This is a genomic window from Paraburkholderia metrosideri (genome assembly GCF_904848625.1).
Classification (GTDB): domain Bacteria; phylum Pseudomonadota; class Gammaproteobacteria; order Burkholderiales; family Burkholderiaceae; genus Paraburkholderia; species Paraburkholderia metrosideri.
On record NZ_CAJHCP010000002.1, the window covers coordinates 250,109 to 267,422 of the forward strand.

Here is a 17,314-nt window from a genome sequence, read left to right on the forward strand (position 1 = left end):
GTTGCTCTCCTCATGCCATACCAGCGTCTTCTCCGCTCACCTGTTCCCTCACCAGCCGGGACACCACGCGCCCACGATCTGTTTCCAGCATCGTTTGGGCGTCGACCCGCCCGAACAGGTCGAGCAGGGGAGCGACGAGACCCGTCCAGCCCGTCTGGTGACTGGCCCCGAGGCCGGCGCCGTTGTCACCGTGAAAGTATTCGTAAAACAGGATCAGGTCGCGCCAGTGCGGATCGTTCTGGAATTTTTCCGTTCCCCCGTACACCGGCCGTTTGCCATCCGCGTCGCGCAGGAAGGTGCCGGTGAGGCGTCGCTCGATCTCGTGAGCCACTTCGAAGAGCGTCATGTGCTGCCCGGACCCTGTTGGACATTCGACCTTGAAATCATCGCCGAAGAAACTGTACAGATTCACCAGCGCGCGGACGATCAGCAAGTTGACCGGCATCCACACCGGTCCCCGCCAGTTCGAGTTGCCGCCGAACATGCCCGTGTTCGATTCGGCCGGCAAGTACTGCACCTTGTATTCCTGTCCGCCGACGTGAATCACATACGGGTGCTCGAGGTGATACAGCGAGAGCGAACGGATGCCGTGGGGCCCGAGGAATTCCTTCTCGTCGAGCATGTAGCCGAGCACCCGTTCGAGCTTGCGCTTGTTCAGGATCGATAGAAGTCTTCGCTCCTTGTAGCCGATGAAACCGGTGTCGGTCGGCGCGACCTGTGCGATCAATTCGGGGTAGCGTTTGCGAAATTGCGCGACCAGCTCCATCAGTTTCGGATAGCGTGTGATGGACTGCGCTTCGAACACCGTCGATGCACACAGCGGCAGCAGCCCCACCAGTGACCTGATCTTCAGGCGCGTCGTCTGGCCATCAGGGAGCCGCAGCAGATCATAGAAAAAGCCATCCTGCTCGTCCCACATTTCGTCGTCGTGTTCGCCGCGCCGGTCCATTGCATAGGCGATCCACATGAAATGCTGAACGAACTTGAAGGCGACCTCCTCGTAGATCGGGTCGTACTCAGTCAGAATCACGGCCATCTCCAGCATGGTCTGGCAGTAAAACGCCATCCATGCGGTGCCGTCCGCCTGCTCGAGCGATCCGCCGGTCGGGAGTTGTGCGCTGCGGTCAAAAACACCGATGTTGTCGAGACCGAGAAAGCCGCCCGCGAACACATTGCGTCCCGACGGGTCCTTGCGATTCACCCACCAGTTGAAATTAAGCATCAGCCCCTGAAACGAGCGCTCCAGGAAACGCGGGTCAGCCCGTCCCAGTTCTTTTTCGTACTTGTACAGCCAGAGCGTGGCGGCGGCATGCACGGGCGGATTCACATCGCTGAAGTTCCACTCGTAGGCTGGAATCTGGCCGCTCGGGTGTACGTAGAGGCTGCGCAACATCAGCAGCAATTGCTCCTTCGCAAAATCGAAATCGACCTGCGCCAGTGCAATCGTGTGGAAGGCCAGGTCCCACGCTGCGTACCACGGATATTCCCACTTGTCCGGCATGGAGATCACGTCGGCGTTCAGCATATGGAACCATTCCGCGTTGCGCACATCGCGCCGTGCGGAGTCGAGCAAGGGATGACTCCCGTGTTCGCGCAGCCAGAGTTCGAGATCGAAGTAGTAGTATTGCTTGCCCCATAACATGCCCGCCAACGCTTGGCGATGCACCCGGCGTTGATCTTCGGTCTGCGATTTGGGCGTGATGCGCTCGTAGAACTCGTTCGCATCGGCGAGGCGGCTAGCAAAGATCGGTTCGAATCCTTCGAACGCGTGATCGAGTCTGGAGGGCGCGAGACGCAGGCGAATGATGGCGCTGCCACCGGCGGGTATTTCGCAGGTGTAGTGGGCCGCGGCCTTGGTTCCCGTTCTGGCGGGATTCACGGCGTCGCGCTGTCCTGAGATGACGTAGGCGTGGAATGCGTCCTTGACGAAGGGCGACGCGTTGGGTTGACCCCACAGGCGCTGCGCATTGCTTTCGTTTTCGGTGAAGAGCATCTCCGGCGCGTCTTCGCAATGGAGCCAATATTCGCCCAGATCATGATGCGTGGCGCGAATGGCGCCAGCACCCGCGTCTTGCAGGGACGGCTTGCGATTGTCCTCGCTCCACGACCATGTATTGCGGAACCAGAGCGTCGGCATGACCCGCAGCCGTGCCGCCTCCGGTCCGCGGTTGTGCACGGAAATCCGCACGAGAATGTCTTCCGGAGCGGCCTTCGCATATTCCACGAACACGTCGAAATAACGGTCATCGTCGAAGATACCGGTGTCGAGCAGTTCGTACTCCATCTCCTCTCGCGATCTTTTGCGATTGGTCTCGACCAGATCCCGGTACGGATATTCTCTCTGAGGATACTTATAGAGGTACTTCATGTACGAGTGCGTGGGCGTGCTGTCGACGTAGAAGTAATACTCCTTCACGTCCTCGCCATGATTGCCCTCGCTGTTGGTGAGGCCGAACAGGCGCTCCTTCAATATCGGATCTTGCTCGTTCCAAAGTGCGAGCGCAAAGCAGAGGCGCTGCTGGTCGTCACAGATTCCGCCGAGGCCGTCCTCGCCCCACCTGTAGGTGCGCGATCGCGAATGATCATGGGTGAAGTAGTTCCAGGCATCGCCATTGTCGCTGTAGTCTTCACGCACCGTGCCCCACTGCCTCTCGCTAAGGTAGGGCCCCCACTTCTTCCACGGTACCTTCGCTTCACGCGAGTCGTTCAGGCGCTTTTGTTCCTCCACATCGACGCTTACCGGGCTCATGCTAGTTCTCCGTGACGGCTGAATAGACTCGGCTCGACGCAACACGTGAGAGCCGATGAGTGAAGCGTCGGTGATCAGCACGGTCGATCTCTGCAAGTGTAGTTTGTGCGGGTCGGCAAATGCGAGTTCGGCAACGATGTATTGAAAGAGCATTTGCCCTCCCTTTATCTGCGCTCGCACGCGCGATGCGAATGAGCGGTCTGTTATCGAAGTTGTTGACTGCTCCCGCACCCGTCACTGGTGTTAACGCCTGGTGGCGCCAAATCACAAAAGAATGGCATCCAATACGTAAACCACGTTGGCGGATTGCCGTATCGTCGGCGCACTGCTCAAGCTCCCGTCTCGCCACCACAGGCCTGATGCGGAGCTGACCCGTCCGTTATCTACGGGGAACGGCAAGAGGTTTTCGGTTGGCCAGCCGCTGGTCAACGACACGCGCGCATTGGCGCCGCCCGATCTCTTTCTCTTTCCCCTCAACCCGCGCCTGGAGACCATGCCATGAACTTTCTCGACGGTTCGCTTTACACCGAAAACCAGCAACCTTTGATTATTACGGCCGCGCCCTACGCGCCGTCGTGGGTGCCGTCCGACTTCCCGGAAGACATCCCCGTCACGATAGACGAGCAGGTCCAGAAGGCAGTGGATTGCTACAACGCAGGGGCCACGGTGCTCCATCTGCACGTGCGCGAACTCGACGGCAAGGGCAGCAAGCGCCTGTCGAAGTTCAACGAGCTGATCGCCGGCGTGCGCAACGCGGTGCCCGAGATGATTATTCAGGTGGGCGGCTCGATCAGCTTCGCACCCGAGTCCGAGGGCGCCGCCGCCAAATGGTTGAGCGACGACACGCGCCACATGCTGGCCGATCTCGACCCCAAACCCGATCAGGTGACGGTGACGATCAACACCTCGCAGATGAACGTCGTCGAACACTGGGAGGATGCGGACGTCGCGGGAACCTCGATGGCGGACCCGGAAATCTACAACGCCTATAAGGAAATGACGGTGCCGGCGCAACCCGGCTGGGCCGAGGAGCACATCCGCCGGCTGAACGCTGCTGGCATTCAGAGCGCGTTCCAGTGCTACAACATCAACAGCTTCGAGTCGGTCGAGCGCCTGATCCGGCGTGGCGTCTACAAAGGCCCGCTGGTGATGAACTGGGTTGCCATTGGTGGCGGCATGGATGCACCGAACATCTACAACCTGGCCAACTTCGTGCGCGCCACGCCGGACGGCGCGGTGCTGACCGTGGAAAGCTCGATGCGCAACGTGCTGCCGGTCAACATGATGGGTATTGCGATGGGCCTGCACGTGCGCTGCGGCATCGAGGACAACCTGTGGAACCAGTCGCGCACAAAGAAGATGAGCACCGTCGAGCAGATCGAGCAACTGGTGCGCATCACGCGCGAGTTCGGCCGCAAGGTGGCCACCGCCCAGGAAGCGCGCGAGATCAGCAAGATCGGCGTGTTCTACGACACGGTGGAAGAGACGCTGCTGGCCAACGGCTTCGCGCCCAACCGCAACGGTGGCACCCAGGGCTTCCTGCGCAAGGTGGTCTGAAGCGGTGAGTCAGCCGGGAGGGTGGCGGCGGCGACCCTCCCGCGCTTCGAGTTCGAGGTTAAAGCCGCATGTCTGCATGGCGCCCCAAGCGAGCGCCGTGCGGCGCAGTTGCGCTGACGCTTTGCTCAACGTGAGCCGCTTGAGCAAAGCGTCTCGCCAGGATGACAGTTCCAACCGCTCGCTCGTAAGCCGGCCCCGGCGTTCTGCGTGGCGCTCGTCGACCGGCCGGCATCGCAGTCGATCCCTGTCTGGATCAAACCTGCGCGCAGGCCGGCGAGTCGCCGCTCGTTTCACTTAGCCTGGCCGTTACGCCAGTCACGCGGCGTCATGCCGAATCGGGACGCGAACCAGTTCGTAAAGGAACCCTGCTGGTTGTACCCGAGCAGGGCCGCGACCCTCCCGATCGGATAGCGAGGATTGCTCATATAGCGCACGGCCAACTCGCGGCGAACTTCCTCGACTAGCGCGGAGAAGCTGGTATCGGCGGCTTCGAGTTGCCGCTGCAGGGTGCGTACGCTCAGACGTAAATGACGAGCCACCAGATCGACTGTGCCTTGCTCGACGGGCAGCAGCAGGTAGATCGCCTTGCGCACTTCCAGCTCGATCGAATCTGTCGCTGCGGCGTTGAGTGGTGTAGCGAGGCTCTCGGCATAGCGAACCAGTTCGAGGTCGGCGGCGGGATTCGGATAGTCGAGATCGGCGGCGGTGCACACGAAGCCATTGAAATCGCTGCCGAATTCCAGCGGGCAGCCGAAAAAGCGTCGATGAAAGGTCGAATCAGCGGGGCTCAGGTGCGTGAAATGCACCGCACGCGGCTTCCAGTGGTTGCCGAGTAACGCGCTGGAGTGGCGCGCAAGGATGCCCACCGCCAGTTCGATCGCCTGCCGGGTTGGCGTGCCCGGATCGACGACCAGTTCCTCCCTGATCGTGACCGTCTCTCCTGCGTCCTCGACGTACACGGCCAATGCTTCGTTGAGCAGATGGCGGAATTCGGCCGCGGCCAGCAACACATCACGCAGCGTGCGCTTATGCGCGAGCAGGACATTGACGACACCGGTGCCGAATTTTTGCCGGGTTTCGGCCATCTGCAGTGCGAGAGTCGGGCACGACGCCTGGTTGGCCGTGAGTTCGAGTAAGCGGCAGCACGCAGCAGCGGGCACGCGATCCTCGGGATTCGCAAGCGCCGCGGGATCGATCCCGACTTGCTGCACGAGTTCGACGGGATTCAGTCCGAGTCGCCGCGTCACATCGAAATAGCCGCTCATCGCTACTGAGCGCAACATCGTTTCCATCGCTTTTCTCCTCCAGGCGTGTCCGTGCGGCGCGGTGTTTTCCCGAATGTAATGCCCGCTGAAACGATTACCGGTGTTTACACGCAGTGGCATCTATCGCTAAAAAGATGGCACGCAATCATAAAAGTGTAATGCGTGATGGTCGTATTGTGCGAACACGATGTTTGTTTCGCTTCCGAAAGTTTGCACGCGCTTCACGCGTCACCTGAGCGCGGGGTTGCAACCGGAGCCGGCCGCCTTTCGCATCGAACAGGCACTGGTGGGACAGACGCGACACAAAAGCGTGATCAACGCGAAGGAGACAAATGATGCTCATGCAACATGCCGAGCCCACCACGGGTGAAGTTCCAGCAACACAAGCCGATGTGCGCCCCTACGCGTGGGTGGTTTTCGCGTTGACGGTTGGCTTGCTGCTGTCCGACTACATGTCGCGGCAGGTGCTGAATGCCGTGTTTCCGCTGCTCAAGGCCGCCTGGGATCTCTCCGATACCCGCTTGGGTTCCCTGAGCAGTGTGGTCGCGCTGATGGTGGGCGTGCTGACGTTCCCGCTGTCGGTGCTGGCCGACCGCTGGGGCCGCGTGAAAAGCATCGTGCTGATGGCGGCACTGTGGAGTCTCGCGACGCTGGGCTGCGCGATTGCGACGAACTACGGCGAAATGCTGCTCGCGCGTGCGTTCGTGGGGATCGGCGAGGCCGCTTACGGCAGCGTCGGTATCGCCGTGGTCCTGAGCATCTTTCCGGCCCGGCTGCGCTCCACGCTCACCGGCACGTTCATGGCGGGCGGCGCGTTCGGCTCGGTGCTGGGCATGGCGCTCGGCGGTGCGGTCGCCGCTCGCATGGGCTGGCGCCCGGCGTTCGGCGCGATGGCGGCCATGGGCATCCTGCTGGTCATCGTCTACCGGTTCGTCGTTACCGAAAAGCGTCTTGCGCCGCTCCAGCCTGCGAGTCTCGGTAGCCAGCGGCTTGGCGTGCATATGAGTTTTCGCGCGCTCATGAAGGGGCTCTTTTCGACCAGGTCGGTGGTCTGCGCCTACGTCGGCAGCGGCATTCATCTGCTGGTGCCGGCTGCCGTGTGGGCCTGGATGCCGAGTTTCCTGAATCGCTATTACGGCTTGCAGACCGGCAAGGCAGCACTGGGCGCGGCGGTCTTCGTGCTGGTGACGGGCCTGGGCATGGTGGTGTGTGGAAACCTCGCCGACCGGCTCGGCAAACACGGGCGGGACAGGAAGTGGGGCGCCGCGATCGCCATCTGTCTGACGTGCTTCACGCTGCTCACGATTGGCATTCGCATGCCGGCGGGTCCGCTGCAACTCGTGTTGATCGGCGCCGGCATGTTTTTCAGCGCAGGTGCGAGCGGTGCCTCGGGCGCGATGGTGGCGAACCTCACGCCGCCGTCGATTCATTCGTCTGCCTTTGCCACGCTGACTCTGGCAAACAACCTGCTGGGTCTGGCGCCCGCAGCCATTCTGACGGGCATCGTCGCCGACCGGATCGGGCTGCTCGGTGCGTTGCAGATCGTGCCGTTCGCGTCGCTCGTCGCCGCGCTGGCTTTTTTCATCGGCAAGCGCAATTACTCCGGCGATCTGGCGCGGCTGAACACCCTCCGCGATCAGGCCGCACGCTGAAAGCTGCTCGCCGCGATGCGGCGATGAATGATGCGCCGGGCACCTCCCAGCAGAGGACGTGCAGGAACGGCCGGCGCCATACCCGAGCACCCCCACTGCGGCGCGGGAACAAAAAACACTCAGGAGAACAAGGATGCAAGGTTTGATGATGCAGCAACCACTACTGGTGGCATCGCTGCTCGTGCACGCCGATCGTCATCACGGTGACCAGGAAATCGTGTCGCGACGGGTCGAAGGCGACATTCACCGGTATCGGTATCGGGATCTCGCGCAACGTGCGCGCCGTATGGCAAACGGTCTGACGGCACTCGGCATCCAGCCCGGCGAGCGGGTAGGGACGCTGGCATGGAATGGCTACCGCCACATGGAGTTGTATTTCGCGGTGTCGGGTTCGGGGTCCGTGCTGCATACGCTCAACCCGCGGCTGCACGTTGATCAACTGGCGTACATCATCGAACACGCGGAAGACCGCGTGGTGTTTTTCGATCTGACTTTTCTACCGTTGATTGAAAGCGTCGCGCCTCGGGTGAAAAGTCCGAAGCTTTTCGTGGCGATGACGGATCGCGCACACATGCCGCGAGCGCATGGCCTGTCCGGCACGCTGATGTGCTACGAGGACCTGATCGAGCTTCACAGCGATGCGTTCGACTGGCCGCTGCTGGACGAGAACAGTGCGTCGTCGCTCTGTTACACGTCCGGCACGACCGGCAACCCGAAGGGCGTGCTGTACAGCCATCGGTCGACGCTGCTGCACACGTACGCCGCCGCGCTGCCGGACTCGTTGAACTGTTCGGCGCGCGACGTGATCCTGCCCGTGGTTCCGATGTTCCATGTGAATGCGTGGGGGCTGCCTTATATCGCCTGCATGGTCGGTGCGAAGCTGGTGTTTCCGGGGCCCGCGCTCGACGGCAAGTCACTTTACGAGCTGATCGAGACGGAACAGGTCACGCTGTCGGCCGGTGTGCCCACGGTCTGGCAGGGACTGCTCTCGCATGTCGCTGAACGGGCCGGCACGTTTTCGTCGATGCGTCGCACGGTGATCGGCGGCGCGCCGTGTCCGACAGCGATGACCACACAGTTTCAGGAGCGCTATGACGTCGACGTGCTGCACGCATGGGGGATGACCGAATTGAGCCCGGTCGGCACGGTTTGCAGCTTCAAGGCGCATCAGCGCGCGCTGTCCGGCGAGGAGCGCTATGCGATTCAGGCGAAGCAGGGCCGCTCCGTGTTCGGCATCGACATGAAGATCGTCGGTTCCGATGGTGACGAGCTGCCGTGGGACGGCAACGCGGCCGGCGACCTGCTCGTGCGCGGTCCGTGGGTCGCGCGACAGTACTTCGGCGGCGACGACGTGCCGCCGTTGCGCGATGGCTGGTTTCCCACCGGCGACATCGCGAAGATCGATGCCGACGGCTTCATGCAGATCACGGATCGCAGCAAGGACGTCATTAAATCGGGCGGTGAATGGATCAGCTCGGCCGACATCGAAAACGTCGCGTGCCTGCACCCGGACGTGACGATGGCGGTCTGTATCGCCGCGCGCCATCCGAAGTGGGACGAACGGCCGTTGCTGCTAGTGGTGAGAAAGCCGGCCAGCTCGCTCACCGAGCGCCAGCTACTCGATTTTCTGGACGGCAGGATCGCGAAGTGGTGGAAGCCGGACGCCGTGATCTTCGTCGAAGAAATTCCACTTGGCGCGACAGGCAAGGTGCTCAAGCACCGGTTGCGGGACCGGTACGGGAGTTACTACCTGTGAACCAGCACGTTCAAGTCGCCGCGTCATCAATTCATTAGGCAAAAAACCATAAACCGAAAAACCACAGGAGACAGAATGAAACAGAAGTTGAAATTGAGCAGCGTTGCGGCGTTGCTGATGTTCGCCACGGCGGCTCATGCGCAGTCGTCGGTCACGCTATATGGCGTGCTCGATAGCGGACTGCTTTATCAGAGTACCTCGGCGGCGTCGTTCCAGCCTACCGCCCGCAACCTGGGGCACGTGTATCAGCTGAAGGACGGCGGCATCTACTCCAGCTTCTGGGGTATCAAGGGCAGTGAAGATATCGGCGGCGGCTACAAGATTAATTTCAAGCTGCAAAGTTCGTTCAACACGACGACCGGCAAACCGGGTCTGTCCGACACGCCGGGCGTCACCGCGATGTTCAACCAGTACGCGACGGTCGGCGCATCGGGGCCGTTCGGCTCATTCGACGCGGGCCGGCAAATCGTGCCGATGATCTACGCGATGGCGGAAACCGATGTTCGCGGCGCGCAATATTTCGGCAGCATCCTGACCGCGTGGCTCGGCGTCAATCAGGCGGCCGGCTGGCCCGGCACCAGCACGAACGCGCCGATCGGCGCGCTGTATGACAGCAATGCGCTGGTCTACACGTCGCCGAAATTCTATGGCGCGTCGCTCGCACTAGAATACGCACCGGGCGGTGTCGCCGGTCACTTTCAGGGCGGCACGCGCGAGTCGGCGGTGCTCAAGTACTCGAACTACGGGCTGAATCTTTCCGCTGTCTATTACAACGGGCACGACACCAATCCTTTTCCGTTGACCTATCCCACCACGCCTGCGGTGCCCGCCACAGGCAATGACAACAATCGCTTCTACTATTTCGGTGCGATGTACACGATCGCGGGATTCTCGATATCCGGCTCTTACGGCATAGGTAAAGATCCGGCGAAAAGCAACACGGCGGATTTCGAAATGGCGTCGGGCGGCCTCGGCTATCAATTCAATTCGCACTTCAAGATTACGTCCGGCTACTACTATCTGAAGGACCGGAATCATTCCGCCAATCATTCGAGTGAAGTCGCGGTGGGTGCCGAATATAGCCTGTCGCAACGGACCAAAGCGTACGCACAGGTCGGCTATGTCGACAACAAGGGGACCATGAACCAGACGATCATTTATGGAACCCCGGTTGCGCCAGGCGTCTCGACCACGGCGGCCATGATCGGCATTCGCCATACCTTCTGATTGCGCCATCCACAGCGGAGTATTCAATGAAAAGCATTCAGACAGTCAGGCTCGCGGTTGGCGTCGCCATCATTGCCGCGTCGATGAGCGCATGGTCGCAGGGCAGCGAAACGGCCAGTGCCCCTGCGATGGCGGCATCGGGTTCAGCGGCGCCGGCTACAGGAAGGAAAGCAAATCGTGCGCTGCGCAGACAGGTGTATAGCGCGATCGTGAAGCAGAAGGAGATCAGTGCCGGAAACATTAGCGTCGTCGCCAAAGATGGTGCGGTGACACTGAATGGCACGGTCACCGATCCCGCCCAGGTGAACCGGGTTGCGGAAATCGCGAAGGGTGTTCCCGGCGTCACGTCGGTGACCAACAAGTTGACCGTGCAGAAGCCGCTGGGTGGCATGTAAGCATCGGTAGTCGGGATAGCGCGCAGCGGGGCCGATGACTGCATCGGCCCCGTCTCCGTTGACGGCACGCGTGGATCTCCCAAGAGGTAGGACGCAAGTTGGTGTTAACACGCACTGTCGTCAAATCACAAAACAATGGCATCAAAAACGAAATCTGTATTGTCGGATTACCGTATCTTTGCTCGATTGAACCTCAACTGTTGGAGAAAGAATCATGGCGAAAGCAGTCCGCTTTCATGAAACCGGTGGCCCTGAAGTCTTGCGTTATGAGAACGTCGAAGTCGGCGATCCGGGCGTGGGCCAGGTTCGCCTGCGCCATGAGGCAGTTGGCCTCAATTTCGCTGACACCTACTTCCGCTCCGGTTTATATCCGGTTCCGCTGCCTGCCGGCATGGGTGTCGAGGCAGCCGGCGTGGTCGAAGCGGTGGGCGAGGGCGTGACGAACGTCGCGGTTGGCGATCGTGTCACCTATACCGGTTTTATCAACACGTTGGGCGCGTACAGCACCGAGCGCCTCTGTCCTGCTGCGCCGCTGATCACGCTGCCTGACGGGATTAGCTGCGAGACCGCTGCCGCGATGACCATGCGCGGTTTAACCGCGTCGTATCTGATGCGGCGCATTTACGACTTCAAACCCGGCGACACCATCCTGCTTCACGCGGCCGCGGGCGGCGTCGGAATGATCGTATCGCAGTGGGCCAGGCTGTTGGGGCTCACGGTGATCGGCACGGTATCGAGCGACGCAAAGGCAGAAGCGGCCCGCGCCTACGGCTGCGAACACACCATCAACTACAGCCATGAAGACGTTGCCGCGCGCGTACGCGAATTGACCGGCGGGGTCGGCGTCAACGTGGTGTTCGACAGCGTCGGCAAGGATACCTTCGACGCCACGCTGAACTCAGTCAAACGCCGCGGTCTGATTGTTTGCGTGGGCACGGCATCGGGACCGATCACCGCATTCAATCCGCAGATTCTGGCGATGAAAGGATCGCCGTATCTGACCCGTCCCGCGCTGGCCGACTATATCGCCGACCCCGCCGAAAAAGCGGAGCTGGCCGCCGAAATCTTCGGCCACGTGGCGGCTGGGCGCATCAAGATCGAGATCAATCAGCGCTATGCGCTAGAGGATGCCGCACGGGCGCATCGTGATGTCGAGTCGCGCAAGACAACCGGCTCGTCAGTCTTCGTTATTTAAGCGGGAGAGCGATATGCGTGTCGAACAACTCAACAACGCCATTGGCGCGGAACTGGTCGGCGTCAAACTCGCCGACGCGATTCACGACGATGCTCTGTTTGCCGAGATCCGGGCGAACCTGCTCAGGCATCGGGTCCTGTTCCTGCGCGATCAGGACATCAGCCGTGCCGGGCATGTGGCGTTTGCGCGCCGCTTCGGTGAGCTCGAAGATCATCCGGTCGCGGGCAGCGATCCTGAGAACCCGGGCCTCGTGCGAATTTACAAGTCGCCGGAGCAGCCCGGCGACCGCTACGAAAACGCATGGCATTCGGACGCCACCTGGCGCGAGGCGCCCCCATTCGGCGCCGTGCTGCGGTGCGTGGAATGCCCGCCCATCGGCGGCGATACGATGTGGGCGAACATGGTGCTGGCGTATGAAAACCTGCCCGCGCATGTGAAGGAGCAGATCGCCGATCTACACGCGCGCCACAGCATCGAGGCGAGCTTCGGCGCGGCGATGCCGATCGAAAAGCGCCATGCGTTGAAGGACCGATTTCCCGATGCGGAACATCCGGTTGTGCGCACGCACCCTGAGACAGGCGAGAAAGTGCTGTTCGTCAATGCGTTCACGACGCACTTCACGAACTACCACACGCCGGCGCGCGTGCGCTTCGGACAGGACGCCAATCCGGGCGCGGGCGATCTGCTGCGGTTTCTGATCAGCCAGGCTTACATTCCCGAATACCAGGTGCGCTGGCGCTGGAAGCCGAACAGCATCGCGATCTGGGACAACCGCAGCACGCAACACTACGCGGTGATGGATTACGCGCCGTGCCATCGCAAGATGGAGCGAGCCGGGATTATTGGCGACAAGCCGTACTAAGCCGGAGGAATCAACTTCGTGACTGTCGATATCGCACCGACCATCCTGTTCGTGCCCGGCCTGCGTGACCATGTGGCCGACCACTGGCAGACCTTACTGCAGGCGCGTCTTCCAAGGACGGCATCGGTGCCGCCGCTGGAGCACGACAAGCTCAGTTGCGCGGCGCGGGTCGAGGCGCTGAACGCAGCCATCGCGAAAATCGAGGGGCCGATCGTACTGGTCGCGCATAGCGCGGGCGTGATGATTACCGTGCACTGGGCGCAGCACTACGACCGGCCGATTCAGGGTGCGTTGCTGGCCACCCCGGCGGACCTGGAAATGCCGATGCCCGCGGGTTATCCGACTCGGCAGACGCTCGAAGAAAACGGCTGGTTGCCGGTGCCGCGCCAACCGTTGTCGTTTCCGAGTCTGGTGGGCGCCAGCCGTAACGATCCGCTTGCGGCGTTCGACCGCGCGGCCGGATTGGCCGCGGCATGGGGTAGCCAACTCGTCGATCTCGGCGAGGTCGGGCATCTGAATCCCGCCGCCGGTTATGGCGAGTGGCCGCACGCCGAGATCCTGATCCGCGAACTGCTCTGACGTGGACAAGATGGCGTAGCTGCGCGTGACGTCCCGCCGCTGCGCCCCGCGTTAGCGTATATCGCAAACGACCGCGCGTTGACATAGGCCCAAGGTCCGATGCCTGCCACCGTGGTAGCGGCCTATTCTTGACCTGACTCTCTTTTGCCGGAGATTGTCGACGCACGCAGTCACGCCGTTCGATTCCCCGACAACCGTGGTGCTGCGCCTGCCACGGGTTGTCGCCAGCAAGATCGTCGAGGTCATCTGCGGGGAGACAAGCCATGTTGCTCACACCGACTACCCAACGGGTATGGTCCAGAGAGTTGCTCGATGTTTTGATCCGCGCTGGACTCGTCGCTGTTCTGGCTATCTTCTGTTTCCGGATTTTCGTTCCGTTCCTCAACCTCATGGTCTGGGCGTTGATCCTCGCGATCACGCTGTATCCGCTTCAGGTACGACTGAGGCGGACATTCGCCGGCAAGGATGGCCTGATCGCCACGCTGATCGTGCTCGTCGCGTTTGCGGTGATCCTCGTGCCGACCTACCTGCTGGGCGTTGCTGTCGCTGCATCGATCGATCATGCCATGGTCGTTTTCAAAGCCGGCACCTTCCGCATTCCACCGCCCGCGGAGTCGATCGCCAGTTGGCCATTGGTAGGCCAGCGGCTGTACGACTACTGGCTGCAGGCCTCGACCGATCTGACCGGCCTGGTGCAGAAGTTCGCGCCGCAACTCAAGGATGCCGGGCTTGCGCTGCTCGGCATGGTCACCGGACTTGGCGCCGGGCTGCTGCTATTTTTCGTCGCGCTGATTGTCGCGGGCATCCTGATGGCGCATGGTGAGAAAGGCCACGCCAGCGCGGTGCAGATTGCGTCGCGCATTTCCGGCCCGGAGAACGGTCCGCAGATTGCCGAACTTTGCACTGCCACGATTCGCGCGGTCGCCCAGGGCGTGGTCGGCATCGCGTTTATCCAGATGCTGTTGATCGGTATCGGCTTCGTCGTCATGGGTATTCCGGCGGCGGGCCTGCTGGCGCTCGCCGTGCTGCTGCTCGGCATCATGCAGTTGCCCGCGACCCTGATCACGATTCCGGTCATCGTCTTCGTGATTGCCACGCAAGGCGTGACCACCATGACGGTGATCTTCTCCGTGTATGTGTTCGTCGCGGGGCTGGCTGACAACGTCCTCAAGCCGTTACTGCTGGGCCGCGGGGTCGCCGTACCCATGCCGGTGGTGCTGATCGGCGCGTTGGGGGGCATGGTGACGGGGGGCGTGATCGGCCTGTTTATCGGTCCCGTGATGCTCTCGGTCGGCTACCAGCTGTTCTGGCGATGGGTCAACGACCAGGCGAAGCCGGAGCGCCTGAAAGAAACGCCCCGCGCCTGACGATGCCGCGGCCATCCCGTGATCCCTGCGGCACTCTCCGTGCGCCCATACTGGCTGCTGCTGGCAGCGGGGTGTGTCAGCGGATGCATGCGTGTGGGCCCTGACTTTTCCCCGCAGCATGAGCGCTGGTCGGAGCACTGGAGCAGCGCATCGATCGGACAGGTCTCGCAGCAGGCACCCCAGCCTGATATGCGGCAATGGTGGCGGGTATTCGCGGACCGCAACCTCGAAAGCCTGATCGACCAGGCCGATGCCAACAACAGCGATGTGCAGATTGCCGGGCTGCGCGTGCTCGAGGCTCGCGCGCAACTCGGCATCGCGCTGGCGGGCCGCTACCCGCAGGTTCAGCAAGCCAGCGGCGACCTGTTTTACGCGGCGCGCAAGCGCTCGGATGGCTTCGATCCCCGCTCGTCGGGGGGTTACCTGCAATACGGGGCGGGCCTGAGCCTCGGCTGGGAACTCGACTTCTGGGGGCGCTTCAGCCGCGCGATCGAGTCGGCCGACGCCACCTTCTTTGCCGCGCAAGCCAACCGCGACGCCGCGCTGGTCCTGCTGCACGCGCAGATTGCAGATACCTACTTCACGTTGCGCACGGCCGAGGCGCGTCTGCGTATCGCGCGCGAGAACGCGCAGTTGCAAAAGCGCAGCTTCGACATCGCGCAGAAGCTTTTCAGGAGCGGTGAGACTGACGAACTCGACCTTCAACAGGCGAAGACGCAGTATCTGGGCACACTGAGCAGCGTCCCCGATCTTGAAAGCCAGATCGTGCTCGCCGGTCACGCACTGGCCGTCCTGATGGGGCGACCGCCCGGTCCGTTGCCGGAACTCGAGGTGCAGCCCGGCAGGCAAGGCGTGATTCCGCTGGTGGACCATGCGGTGCTACAGGATGTGCCAGCCGATTTACTGCTGCGCCGGCCGGACGTTCGTGCTGCCGAATATCAGATGGCCGCGCAGTCCGCGCTGATCGGCGTGGCAAAAGCCGATCTTTACCCGTCCGTCTCGTTGCTCGGCTCGCTTGCCTGGAGCGCGAGTTCGCTGACCGGTTCGCCGAACACGCTGGGCTTGCTGATCGGCCCAAGCGTCACGTGGAACGTGTTCGATCACGGCAAGATCACCAACAACGTGCGCGTGCAGGACGCCCGGTTGCAACAGTTGACGCTCTCGTATCAGAGCACCGTGCGGGAAGCCGCCCGCGAGGCTGACGATGCCGCCACCGCCCTGATCGCCGCGTTGCAGCGGGACGCCATTCTGAACGACGCACAATTGGCCGCGGGGCGCTCGCTGAAGCTCGCCAATGCGATCTACCGCGAAGGGTACTCGGACTTCCAGCGGGTCCTCGACGCGCAACGTGCGCTGTTCGCGCAGCAGGATGCGTACATCGTCAACCGCAGCAATGCAGCAGGGAGTCTGATTGCGCTTTACAAGGCGCTTGGCGGAGGCTGGTACTCGACGCAGCCGCTCGTCGATCCCGCGACACGCTTGCAGATGCAGCAACGCACCGACTGGGGCGATCTGCTGAACGAACCGGATGCAGCGTCAGCGAGCCCAGCCAGCCCGTCCGCGGAGCCGTCCCGATGAGCGACCCACCCGAGCCCATCGCCGCGCCGCCGCCGAAGCCTGCAGCGCCTGCCGCCGACCCATCGGGCAAAGCGGTGAAGGCGGTCGTCTGCCTGATCGTGGTCAGCCTGATCTGGTATCTGCTCGCCGATCGCCTGACTCCTTATACGCAACAGGCGCGCGTGCAGGCCTACGTGGTGGCCGTCGCCGCGGAAGCGTCGGGACGCGTCACGCGCGTCCTCGTGCATGACAACCAGGAAGTCGCGGCAGGCGACCTGCTTTTCGAAGTCGACAGCGAGTCATACCGGATCGCTGTCGATCGTGCGCAGGCCGACCTCGAGTCGACCCGCCGGCAGATCGGTGCGGGCACGGCCGGGATCGATTCGGCGCGCGCCTCGTTGCGCGCCGCAATCGCCAACGAGATCAAGGCGCGTCAGGACAGCGAGCGCCTCGAACGGCTGTACCGCGACGATACGGGCACCGTGTCGCTGCGGCGTCTCGAAGTCGCACGAGCGACCCACGAGCAGGCCGAAAGTCAGGTTGCGGCGGCGCGCGCCGAAGTGGAACGGGCACGCGAGCAGCAGGGCGGCAATGACGCAGAGAATGCGCAATTGCGCGCCGCCGCCGCTTCGGTGGCAAAGGCTGAACTCGATCTTGCGAATACGCAGGTGAGGGCGCGCACAGGCGGCGTCATTACGGATCTGCGCACGGAAGTCGGCCAGTTTGCTGCTGCCGGCAACCCGGTGATGACGCTGATTGGGATCCGCGATGTATGGGTCAGCGCGGATATGACCGAAAACAACATGGGCCATCTGAAACCGGGCACGCCCGTGGCGATTGCGCTGGATGCGCTGCCCGGCGAAGTGTTCGAAGGACGGGTGCGCAGTATCGGATATGGCGTGAGCGTCGGGCAGAGCGCACCGCCCGGCGGTCTTCCGAGCGTGCAGAACAGCCGCGACTGGTTGCGCCCTGCCCAGCGCTTTCCGGTCGTCGTCGAATTCGATCAACGTGAGAAGGCGCGCCTGCGCAATGTCCGGGTCGGCGGCCAGGCCGAGGTGATGGCGTTTCCGGATCAGGGCAATCCGCTCAATCCGCTGGGTCGTGTGTTTCTGCACGCGATGAGCTGGGTCTCTTACCTGTATTGAACGACAAC

At 62.3% G+C, this 17,314-nt stretch carries 13 protein-coding genes; 11 read left to right on the plus strand and 2 right to left on the minus strand.

All coding sequences use genetic code 11. From position 1 onward, the window contains the following. Positions 1-10 precede the first annotated feature (10 nt). Positions 11-2,749 carry an MGH1-like glycoside hydrolase domain-containing protein gene (locus tag LMG28727_RS04025; RefSeq protein ID WP_201641016.1) on the minus strand — a complete coding sequence of 913 codons (2,739 nt, stop codon included), beginning with the start codon at positions 2,747-2,749 and terminating at the stop codon, positions 11-13. 498 nt (positions 2,750-3,247) lie between these two features. Here LMG28727_RS04025 and LMG28727_RS04030 point away from each other — a divergent pair, with 498 nt between their 5' ends. Further along, positions 3,248-4,306, plus strand: coding sequence for a BKACE family enzyme (locus LMG28727_RS04030; RefSeq protein ID WP_201641017.1), 1,059 nt, complete (start codon positions 3,248-3,250; stop codon positions 4,304-4,306). A 290-nt stretch (positions 4,307-4,596) separates the two neighbouring features. Here the strand turns inward: LMG28727_RS04030 and LMG28727_RS04035 are convergent, their stop codons facing one another. Beyond that, positions 4,597-5,598, minus strand: coding sequence for an AraC family transcriptional regulator (locus LMG28727_RS04035; RefSeq protein ID WP_201641018.1), 1,002 nt, complete (start codon positions 5,596-5,598; stop codon positions 4,597-4,599). 308 nt (positions 5,599-5,906) lie between these two features. Here LMG28727_RS04035 and LMG28727_RS04040 point away from each other — a divergent pair, with 308 nt between their 5' ends. From LMG28727_RS04040 to LMG28727_RS04085, 10 genes are all read left to right on the plus strand, one after another. After that, complete coding sequence (locus tag LMG28727_RS04040; RefSeq protein WP_201641352.1) at positions 5,907-7,223, plus strand: MFS transporter; 1,317 nt, start codon at positions 5,907-5,909, stop codon at positions 7,221-7,223. A 133-nt stretch (positions 7,224-7,356) separates the two neighbouring features. Next, entirely contained in the window at positions 7,357-8,979 is a 1,623-nt protein-coding gene (locus tag LMG28727_RS04045) for a 3-(methylthio)propionyl-CoA ligase (protein WP_201641019.1), read from the plus strand. Between the two features lie 75 nt (positions 8,980-9,054). Continuing rightward, positions 9,055-10,206: a porin gene (locus LMG28727_RS04050; RefSeq protein WP_201641020.1), complete on the plus strand. Its 1,152-nt coding sequence runs from the start codon at positions 9,055-9,057 to the stop codon at positions 10,204-10,206. A gap of 26 nt (positions 10,207-10,232) precedes the next feature. After that, positions 10,233-10,601 carry a BON domain-containing protein gene (locus tag LMG28727_RS04055; protein WP_201641021.1) on the plus strand — a complete coding sequence of 123 codons (369 nt, stop codon included), beginning with the start codon at positions 10,233-10,235 and terminating at the stop codon, positions 10,599-10,601. A 214-nt stretch (positions 10,602-10,815) separates the two neighbouring features. Further along, positions 10,816-11,796, plus strand: a complete 981-nt coding sequence (locus tag LMG28727_RS04060) for a quinone oxidoreductase family protein (protein WP_201641022.1) — start codon at positions 10,816-10,818, stop codon at positions 11,794-11,796. 13 nt (positions 11,797-11,809) lie between these two features. Next, a complete protein-coding gene (locus LMG28727_RS04065; RefSeq protein WP_201641023.1) occupies positions 11,810-12,658 on the plus strand; it encodes a TauD/TfdA dioxygenase family protein in 849 nt (282 codons plus the stop codon). A gap of 18 nt (positions 12,659-12,676) precedes the next feature. Next, positions 12,677-13,237 carry an RBBP9/YdeN family alpha/beta hydrolase gene (locus LMG28727_RS04070; RefSeq protein ID WP_201641024.1) on the plus strand — a complete coding sequence of 187 codons (561 nt, stop codon included), beginning with the start codon at positions 12,677-12,679 and terminating at the stop codon, positions 13,235-13,237. 263 nt (positions 13,238-13,500) lie between these two features. Continuing rightward, complete coding sequence (locus LMG28727_RS04075) at positions 13,501-14,604, plus strand: AI-2E family transporter (protein ID WP_201641025.1); 1,104 nt, start codon at positions 13,501-13,503, stop codon at positions 14,602-14,604. 39 nt (positions 14,605-14,643) lie between these two features. Continuing rightward, entirely contained in the window at positions 14,644-16,182 is a 1,539-nt protein-coding gene (locus LMG28727_RS04080; RefSeq protein ID WP_201641026.1) for an efflux transporter outer membrane subunit, read from the plus strand. After that, entirely contained in the window at positions 16,179-17,306 is a 1,128-nt protein-coding gene (locus LMG28727_RS04085) for an HlyD family secretion protein (RefSeq protein WP_201641027.1), read from the plus strand. The genes LMG28727_RS04080 and LMG28727_RS04085 overlap by 4 nt, the downstream gene beginning before the upstream one ends. Positions 17,307-17,314: the final 8 nt, after the last annotated feature.